We start from the raw sequence: 8,530 nt of genomic DNA, 5'->3' as shown, positions 1-8,530 counted from the left end.
CTTCAACTCGATAGACAAAATATTTTTTCTCCATAGAGTGCCCCCCAAATGTCCATCCCCCGACACCCTAACCCGACAGGCGCGCGAGCGATCGAGCACGACACTTCGACTAGAACCGTCCTTACCACTCACGAGTCGCGAAGATCTTTGATCAATTCTTCGGCCGCCGCGAACGGATCGAGCTTCCGTGCCACCACGCGTTCGGCCAATTCGGCGAGCCTGTCGCCGGAACGCAGGTCGACGATTTCCGCGCGCAACCGCTGCACGGCGATCGCCTCGACCTCGTCCCGGGCCCGTGCCGCGCGGCGCCGCGGCAGTTCGTCGCGCTGGACCAGCCAGTCGTGGTGTTCGCCCAGCGCGCGGACGACGTCGTCGACCCCCTCGCCGCGCGAGGCCACCGTTCGCACGATCGGCTGACGCCAGCTCGGACCGCGGATCTCCCGGCGCACCAAGGAGATCATCTGCTTGAGGTCGTGGACGGTCGCGTCCGCGCCCTCGCGGTCGGCCTTGTTGACGACGAACACGTCCGCGATCTCCAGCACGCCCGCCTTGGCCGCCTGGATCCCGTCGCCCATCCCTGGCGCGAGCAGGACCACCGTGGTGTCGGCCAGTTTCACGACGTCCACTTCGGACTGACCGACCCCGACGGTCTCGATCAGCACGACGTCGAAACCGGCCGCGTCGAGCACGCGGACCGCCTGCGGCGTCGCCCACGAAAGCCCGCCGAGGTGCCCGCGCGTGGCCATCGAACGGATGAACACGCCGGGATCGGTGGCGTGTTCGGTCATCCGGATCCGGTCACCGAGCAGCGCGCCGCCGGAGAACGGCGACGACGGGTCGATCGCCAGCACCCCGACCCGCAGGCCTTGTGCCCGCAGGGCCGTGAGCAGCGCGGACGTCGATGTCGACTTGCCGACACCGGGCGGGCCGGTCAGCCCGACGACCCGCGCGTGGCCGGTGTGCGGCGTCAGCTTCGCCGCCACCTCGGGCAGTTGCGGATGGGCGTCCTCGACCAGCGACAGCAACCGGGCGATCGCGCGGGGGACGCCGTCCCGCGCGCGACCGACCAGTTCGTCGATGTCCAGCTGTACCGGCAAGGGCTTTACGGGACGCGGAGCAGCAGCGCGTCGCCCTGGCCGCCACCGCCGCAGAGGGCGGCCGCGCCGAGACCGCCACCGCGACGGCGGAGCTCGTGGATCAGGTGCACGGCGAGCCGCGCGCCGGACGCGCCGATCGGGTGACCGAGGGCGATGGCGCCACCGTCGACGTTGACCTTCTCCGGGTCGAGCCCGAGCTTGTCGGCCGAAACCAGGCCGACGGCGGCGAACGCCTCGTTGATCTCGACGAGGTCGAGCGCGTCCGCGGTCAGCTTCTCCTTGGCCAGCGCGGCCAGGATCGCGTTCGACGGCTGCTCGTGCAGGCTGGCGTCCGGACCGGCGACCACACCGTGCGCGCCGATCTCGGCGAGCGCCGTCAAGCCCAGTTCCTCGGCCTTGGCCTTGCTCGCGACGATGACCGCGGCCGCGCCGTCGGAGATCTGCGAGGCCGAACCGGCGGTGATGGTGCCGTCGGAGGCGAACGCCGGGCGCAGCTTCGCGAGCCCCTCGGCGGTGGTGTCGGCGCGGACGCCCTCGTCCTGGGAGAAGACGACCGGGTCGCCCTTGCGCTGCGGGATCGACACCGGCGCGATCTCGGCGTCGAAACGGCCCGCCTCGATGGCGGCGGCGGCGCGCTGGTGCGAACGCGCGGAGAACTCGTCCTGCTGCTCACGGGTGATCCCGTAGCGGCTGTTGTACTTCTCCGTCGAAGAGCCCATCGCGACCTGGTCGAAGGCGCAGAACAGACCGTCGTAGGCCATGTGGTCGACGAGCGTCGTGTCCCCGTACTTGAAGCCCGCGCGGGACTTCGGCAGCAGGTGCGGCGACTGGGTCATCGACTCCTGGCCGCCCGCGACGATCAGGTCGAACTCACCCGCGCGGATGAGCTGGTCGGCGAGCGCGATGGCGTCGAGACCGGAGAGGCAGACCTTGTTGATGCTCAGCGCCGGGACGGACATCGGGATGCCGGCGGCGACCGCGGCCTGGCGGGCCGGGATCTGGCCCGCGCCGGCGGTGAGCACCTGGCCCATGATCGTGTACTGGACCGCGTCCGGGGAGACACCGGCCTGCTCCAGCGCCGCCTTGATGGCGAAGCCGCCGAGTTGCGCGCCCGAGAAGTCCTTCAGGGAACCGAGCAATCGCCCGATCGGTGTACGGGCGGCACCCAGGATCACGGAACCGGACACGGCGTCCTCCAAGCATCGGCGCAAGGGCAAAGGGGGTCTTCGCGACCATACCCGGGTCACGGGCGTCTTGATGGAGCCAGTGTGAGGCGGCGCACGCCGGTTCGCTCGCCCGCGGACCTATCCTGCTTTGCATGAACCAGGCGCTGAAACCGTTCGTGACCGCTATCGACCACGTCGGCATCGCGGTGCCCGACCTCGACGCCGCGATCGCCTTCCACGCCGAGCATTTCGGCCTGGAGGTCGCGCACGAGGAGGTCAACGAGGAGCAGGGCGTCCGCGAGGCGATGCTGCGCGCGCCGGGCACCGCCGGGACCGAGACCGCGATCCAGCTCCTCGCGCCGCTGCGCGACGATTCCGCGATCGGCAAGTTCCTCGCGAAGAGCGGCCCCGGACTGCAGCAGCTGGCGTACCGAGTGTCCGATGTGGACGCGGCCGCCGCGGCCCTGCGCGCGCAGGGACTCCGGCTGCTCTACGACGAGGCGAAGCGCGGGACGTCCGACAGCCGGGTGAACTTCGTCCACCCCAAGGACGCCGGTGGCGTGCTGGTGGAGCTGGTCGAGCCCGCGAAAGACGGTCACTGACCCCGCGTCAGCGCTTCGGCGATGAAGAGGACCTCGCGATCCATCTCCGCGGGGTCCCCGTCTTCGTTGTGCCGTGCCGTCGCGTGGCGATGGCTGACCGCCCGCGCGAGCAGCCCCGACGCCGAATCGACGTCGGCGATCGCGAGTTCGCCGCCGGTCGCGGCGACGATCACCGCCTTCACCTGGCGGACGAGTTGCTGGAACCGTTCGGCCAGCGCGTCACGGACCGCGCGGTGCGTGTCGGCCTCGCGCCACAGCAGGTGTGACAGCGCCAAGGACCGGTTGAACCGCCTGTCCAGTTCCACGACGAGGCCGCGCAGGCTGCCCGCGAGGTCTCCGGGCACCACCACGACGGCCGGTTCGATGCGCGCGTCGGGCAGTTCGGCGACCAGCGCGGCCAGCAGGTCCGTCTTGCGCCGGAAGTAGTAGTGCACCAGGCCCTTGGGCACGCCGGCCCGCTCGGCGATCCGCGACGTGGGCGTGGCGTCGAAACCGGACTCGGCGAACAGCGCCTCCGCGGCGCGCAGGATGCGCTGTTTCGCCGAATCCTCTTTCACGCTTTCTCCTTGCGCGTCAGTGCTGTCCCGCCGTCTTGTGCGTCGCCTGGGCGATCGGCATCGCGGCCGCCCCGGCCACCACGGTCAGGACGCCACCCACCCAGGCGGTCCAGGAAGCGCCCATGAAGGTGGCGAAGCCCATCACCCAAGGCGAAACGAACAGCAGCGCGCCCAGGACGATCTGAATGCCTTCGCCATAGACCATGCCAGGCATCGCGAGCGACGCGAGGCCGTCGAGGGCGATCAGCGCGCCGAGGATGACGAGCGACCACATGGCGGTGCTGTCCGTGGTCATCCAGAGGGGTGAAAGCGCGACCACGACACCGATGACCACCTCCGCCCAGTCATGGGGCCGGGTCCAGGGGCGCGTCGTGGGTTCGTTCATGCGTGCTCACCTCCGCAATTCGGCTGAACCTGCAGGTCGGAGAGATCTCCACCACCGATGGTCCGCTTGGTTGGCCGGCCGGTCAAGACCGGTCGATAACACTTCGGGATGTGTACGTGCTCCACGTCTCGTACGGTTGTGGTCTTGGTTACCCGTGAGTAATTTGAGTCGCCACAACGCCGTCACCCCTTTCGCGGAGGTTCCGATGTCGCAGCTCGGCGAGATCCAGCAGGCCATTCTGAACGATGACCTCGGCGCCGTGGCGTCGCTCGACGTGCCGGAGTCCTATCGCGGTGTCACCGTGCACAAGGACGAGGCCGGCATGTTCGAAGGCCTCGAAAGCCGGGACAAGGACCCGCGCAAGTCGCTGCACGTGGACGAGGTCCCGACGCCGGAACTCGGCCCGGGCGAGGCGCTGGTCGCGGTCATGGCGAGCGCGATCAACTACAACACCGTCTGGACCTCGATCTTCGAACCGGTCTCGACGTTCAAGTTCCTGGAGCGCTACGGGCGGCTGTCGCCGCTGGCGAAGCGCCACGACCTGCCGTACCACGTCGTCGGCTCGGACCTGTCCGGCGTCGTGCTGCGCACCGGCGTCGGCGTGCACAACTGGAAGGCGGGCGACGAGGTCGTCGCGCACTGCCTCAACGTCGAACTCGAGGGCCCCGACGGGCACAACGACACGATGCTCGACACCGAGCAGCGGATCTGGGGCTTCGAAACGAACTTCGGCGGTCTCGCCGAAGTCGCGCTGGTGAAGGCGAACCAGCTCATGCCGAAGCCGGACCACCTCACCTGGGAAGAGGCCGCGTCCCCCGGCCTGGTGAACTCCACGGCCTACCGCCAGCTCGTCTCGCGCAACGGCGCGGACATGAAGCAGGGCGACGTCGTACTGATCTGGGGCGCTTCGGGCGGCCTCGGCTCCTACGCGACGCAGTACGCGCTCAACGGCGGCGCGATCCCCGTGTGCGTGGTCTCCAGCCCCGAAAAGGCGGAGATCTGCCGGAAACTGGGCGCGGAGCTGATCATCGACCGCAACGCGGAGGGCTACAGGTTCTGGAAGGACGACGACAACCAGGACCCGAAGGAGTGGCAGCGGTTCGGCAAGAAGATCCGCGAGCTGACCGGCGGCGAGGACCCGGACATCGTCTTCGAGCACCCGGGCCGCGAGACCTTCGGCGCTTCGGTCTACGCCGCGCGCAAGGGCGGGACGATCGTCACGTGCGCGTCGACGTCCGGCTTCATGCACCAGTACGACAACCGCTATCTGTGGATGAACCTGAAGCGGATCATCGGCAGCCACTTCGCGAACTACCGCGAATCGTGGGAAGCGAACCGGCTGATCTCGAAAGGCCTGATCCACCCGACGCTGTCGAAGACCTACTCGCTGGAAGACACCGGCCAGGCCGCGCTGGACGTGCACCGCAACGCCCACCAGGGCAAGGTCGGCGTGCTCGCCCTCGCTCCGGAAGAAGGTCTGGGCGTCCGGAACCACGAGCTGCGCGAAAAGCACCTCGACGGGATCAACGCGTTCCGGAACGTTTAGCGCGCCAGAACGCGCTTTCGCCGCGCGTTGCGTGGGTGCTCACCCTTCCGTGACCGCAGCTCGACTACGGTAGAAGGATGAGCCTTGGCGAGGAACGGGAGCTAGTGCCGCTGGGAGCCGGCTTCGACGTGGCGAAGCGCGGTTACAGCCGTGCGCAGGTCGACGAACATCTCGAACGGCTTGACGCCGATCTGAAGATGCTCACCGCCGATCGCGATGCCGCCATCGGGCAAGCGGGCGACCTGGCACGGCAGCTGGAGATCGCGCGCGGCGAGATCGCGGACCTGCGCGGGCAGGTCGACAGGCTCGCCCAGCCGCCGACGAGCGTCGAAGGCCTGTCAGAGCGGCTGCAGCGCATGCTGCGGCTCGCGCAGGACGAGGCCGCCGACACCAAGGCGCGTGCGGAAGCCGAAGCCGGGCACATCCGCGCCAAGGCGGAGACCGACGCGAGCGCCATGCGGGCCCGTTACGAGCAGCTGCTCAACGAGCTCGACCTCCGTCGCAAGGAGATGGAGGCCGAGCACCGCGGGGTGCTGGAGAAGGCCCGCGCCGAGGCGAAGGACATCACCGACAAGGCGAAGGCCGAGCGTGACCAGCTCGACGCCGAGTCGCAGCAGCGCCGCACGCAGGTCGAAGAGGACTTCGAGATCGCGATGGCGTCGCGGCGCACCGAAGCCATGCACGCGCTGGCCGAGCAAGAGGCCTCCAGCAAGGCCGAGGCCGCCCGCCGCGTCCGCGAGGCCACCGAGGACGCCGCCTCCATCCGCGCGAAGGTGCTCGAAGAGGAGACGGCCGCCAAGGCCGACATCGAGCGCCGTCAGCGGGAGTCGGTCGCCGACGCCAACAAGCGCAAGCAGGACTCGATCACCGAGGCCAACGCCCGGCTCGCCGAGGCGGCCGACGAGGCACGCCGCCGCGTCCGGCAGGCCACCGAGGAGTCCAACCGGCGGATCACGCAGGCCACCGAACGGGTGGAAGCGCTGCGCAAGGTGCGCTCCAGCCTGGCCGAGCAGGTCCGCACCGCGCGGACCGCGCTCGCCGAGGCGACGCACGTGCTCGGCGACGAACCGCACGTCCCGGCGGATCTGAAGGCGAAGCCGTCGCCCGACTCGGAAGCCACCGTGCAGCTCCGGACGGCCGATGTGCCGAAGGCCACATCCGGCGCGAAGCCTTCACCGCGACCTGCGGCAGCGCAGAAACCGACTGGCGAGTAACCTTCTCACCCGACCGAGCTCACGACGGCCTGCGGGGCCGTCGGCGAGCGGTTATCGTCGCTGCTCGCGCGCAGGTGCGGGCTGTCAGATCGGTGGAGGTTGCGGATGGCTGCATATCGGACCGTGGTCGTGGGCACGGACGGATCGGATTCTTCGTTCGCCGCGGTCGACAAGGCCGCGGGCGTCGCCGGGGACGCCGACGCGACCCTGGTCATCGTGTGCGCCTACTACCCCGCCAACAAGGGCGACGTGGAGAAGGCGCAGGACGTCCTCGGTGACGAGGCGTACCAGGTGGTGGGCTCGGCGCCGGCCGAGGACACCCTCCTGTCCGCCCGCGACAGGGCGGCGAAGGCCGGCGCCACGAACATCGAGACCGCCGCGGTCGTCGGCGACCCGGTCGACTCGCTGCGCAAGGTCGTCGCCGAGCGTTCCGCGGACCTGCTGGTGGTCGGCAACCGCGGGCTGAACACGCTCGCGGGCCGCATCCTGGGCTCCGTGCCGTCCGAGGTCGCGCGGAAGTCCGGCGTGGACGTGCTCATCGTCCACACCACCTGATGCCCGAACCCGGCGAGTTCTCGCCCGACGCGCTGCAACAGCGCCTCGAACGGATCCTGCTCGGCGGGAAACGCAAGTACACCCGGCTCGAAGTCGCCGAGAAGGCAGGCGTTCCCGAAGAACGCTCTCGGCGGCTTTGGCGTGCGCTGGGTTTCGCGACCGTCGAGGACGACGAGGTCGTCTTCACCGACGCCGACGTGGAAGCGATCCGCACGGCGGACCAGCTGATGAACTCGGGGCTGATCGACCCGAGCATCGAGCTGGCGGTGACGCGCGCCCTGGGCCAGCACCTTTCGCGGCTCGCGGAATGGCAGGTCCACATGCTGTGGACGATGATCACCGAGAACAAGGAGATCGGCAGCAGCGAACGCCAGATCGGACGGCTCGTCGACAGGCTGCTGCCCGAACTGGAGAAGGTGCAGGACTTCGTCTGGCGCCGCCACCTCGCCGCCTACGCGGGCCGGGCGCTGGCCATGCCGGACGAGGACCTCGAAGCGAGGACCGAGGTGGTCGGCTTCGTCGACATGGTCGGCTACACCCGGCTGACCAGGCAGGTCGGCGAGGACGAGCTGACCGACATCCTCGACCGGTTCGAATCCGTGGCCTCCGAAGTGGTCGCCGATCACCACGGGCGGATCGTGAAGATGATCGGCGACGAGGTCCTGTTCGTCGCCGATTCCGCCGTCGACGGCGCCGAGATCGCCCTCGCGCTGTCCGAACGCGCCGACGCCGACGAGACGCTCCCCGCCGTGCGCGCCGGTCTGGCGTCGGGCCGGATCCTCAGCCGGTTCGGCGACGTCTACGGCTCGGTCGTGAACCTCGCCGCCCGCCTCACCTCGACCGCGCGGCCGGGCACGATCCTGGTGGACAAGGAACTCGCCACCGAACTCCTGGCGTTCCCGCAATTCGAGGTGCGCACGCGGCGGCCGGTGTCGGTGCGGGGCTACAACCGGCTGCGGCCCTCTTCCCTGCGCCGGGCGCGGGACCGGCCTTCGGGCATGTTCGCGTCTTCGCAGCAGCTCGCCGCGGAGATGCTCGGGCTGGGTGACTCCGTTCCTGCTCCCGACCCCGTCTTGGACGAGGCCGAGGACGCCACCGCGGACTCCTTGCCGCCCCGGCCGAAGCGGCGCCGACGCCGCTGACTCCCCGGCAGCCGCGTCTCGGGTGCCTGCGATCGAGCGGTTTCGCGTGACTGGGCGGACGACACGCGTGATCAGATGGACGACACAGGTGATCCGGCGGACGGCTCGTGGCGGGCCCGGCCGGATCACGCGTGTCGTCCGTCCAATCACCTGAAGCTCCCGGGTCGGTCCGGGTGGTCGTGAGTGGGGGGTTGGGGGTGTAACAGAATACGCACAAAACACCCCCCCGCGCAAAGGGGGGGGGGACCGCGGACAGGCCGCAGGGG

9 protein-coding genes are annotated in these 8,530 nt (G+C 69.6%); 5 read left to right on the top strand and 4 right to left on the bottom strand.

Features of this window, described 5'->3' with window-relative positions; genetic code table 11:
• Positions 1-128: 128 nt before the first annotated feature.
• Positions 129-1,097: a methylmalonyl Co-A mutase-associated GTPase MeaB gene (meaB, locus tag AB0N89_RS38950; RefSeq protein WP_364216037.1), complete on the bottom strand. Its 969-nt coding sequence runs from the start codon at positions 1,095-1,097 to the stop codon at positions 129-131.
• 5 nt (positions 1,098-1,102) lie between these two features.
• Complete coding sequence (locus AB0N89_RS38945) at positions 1,103-2,284, bottom strand: acetyl-CoA C-acetyltransferase (protein ID WP_364216034.1); 1,182 nt, start codon at positions 2,282-2,284, stop codon at positions 1,103-1,105.
• 131 nt (positions 2,285-2,415) lie between these two features.
• On the opposite strand from AB0N89_RS38945, the gene mce reads away from it, so the two are divergent.
• Entirely contained in the window at positions 2,416-2,865 is a 450-nt protein-coding gene (mce, locus tag AB0N89_RS38940; protein ID WP_005166692.1) for a methylmalonyl-CoA epimerase, read from the top strand.
• On the opposite strand, the gene AB0N89_RS38935 is transcribed toward mce, so the two are convergent.
• Together AB0N89_RS38935 and AB0N89_RS38930 are read right to left on the bottom strand one after the other, a co-directional pair.
• Entirely contained in the window at positions 2,859-3,422 is a 564-nt protein-coding gene (locus AB0N89_RS38935; protein WP_364216030.1) for a helix-turn-helix domain-containing protein, read from the bottom strand. The genes mce and AB0N89_RS38935 overlap by 7 nt on opposite strands.
• 16 nt (positions 3,423-3,438) lie before the next feature.
• Positions 3,439-3,807: an SPW repeat protein gene (locus AB0N89_RS38930; RefSeq protein ID WP_364216027.1), complete on the bottom strand. Its 369-nt coding sequence runs from the start codon at positions 3,805-3,807 to the stop codon at positions 3,439-3,441.
• A 205-nt stretch (positions 3,808-4,012) separates the two neighbouring features.
• On the opposite strand from AB0N89_RS38930, the gene ccrA reads away from it, so the two are divergent.
• The 4 genes from ccrA to AB0N89_RS38910 all read left to right on the top strand — a co-directional run bounded on the left by ccrA (position 4,013) and on the right by AB0N89_RS38910 (position 8,264).
• Complete coding sequence (gene ccrA / locus AB0N89_RS38925) at positions 4,013-5,353, top strand: crotonyl-CoA carboxylase/reductase (RefSeq protein WP_364216024.1); 1,341 nt, start codon at positions 4,013-4,015, stop codon at positions 5,351-5,353.
• 104 nt (positions 5,354-5,457) lie between these two features.
• Positions 5,458-6,567 (top strand): chromosome segregation protein, encoded by a 1,110-nt coding sequence (locus AB0N89_RS38920; protein ID WP_364216082.1) that lies wholly within the window; start codon positions 5,458-5,460, stop codon positions 6,565-6,567.
• Positions 6,568-6,672: 105 nt separating this feature from the next.
• On the top strand, positions 6,673-7,122 hold the full coding sequence (locus tag AB0N89_RS38915) for a universal stress protein (RefSeq protein WP_364216021.1): 450 nt from the start codon (positions 6,673-6,675) through the stop codon (positions 7,120-7,122).
• A complete protein-coding gene (locus AB0N89_RS38910; protein ID WP_364216018.1) occupies positions 7,122-8,264 on the top strand; it encodes an adenylate/guanylate cyclase domain-containing protein in 1,143 nt (380 codons plus the stop codon). Before AB0N89_RS38915 ends, AB0N89_RS38910 begins: the two co-directional genes overlap by 1 nt.
• Positions 8,265-8,530: the final 266 nt, after the last annotated feature.

Source organism: Amycolatopsis sp. NPDC089917 (assembly GCF_040684635.1).
Classification (GTDB): domain Bacteria; phylum Actinomycetota; class Actinomycetes; order Mycobacteriales; family Pseudonocardiaceae; genus Amycolatopsis.
Note: the sequence above shows the minus strand (reverse complement) of the source record. Positions and strands in the feature narration are given on the sequence as shown.

What these genes read in the sequence shown, in the direction of transcription:
- mce (WP_005166692.1), top strand. Translation starts at nt 2,416, where the DNA reads ATGAACCAGGCGCTGAAACCGTTCGTGACCGCTATCGACCACGTCGGC.
- AB0N89_RS38930 (WP_364216027.1), bottom strand. Translation starts at nt 3,807, where the DNA reads ATGAACGAACCCACGACGCGCCCCTGGACCCGGCCCCATGACTGGGCG.
- ccrA (WP_364216024.1), top strand. Translation starts at nt 4,013, where the DNA reads ATGTCGCAGCTCGGCGAGATCCAGCAGGCCATTCTGAACGATGACCTC.
- AB0N89_RS38915 (WP_364216021.1), top strand. Translation starts at nt 6,673, where the DNA reads ATGGCTGCATATCGGACCGTGGTCGTGGGCACGGACGGATCGGATTCT.
- AB0N89_RS38910 (WP_364216018.1), top strand. Translation starts at nt 7,122, where the DNA reads ATGCCCGAACCCGGCGAGTTCTCGCCCGACGCGCTGCAACAGCGCCTC.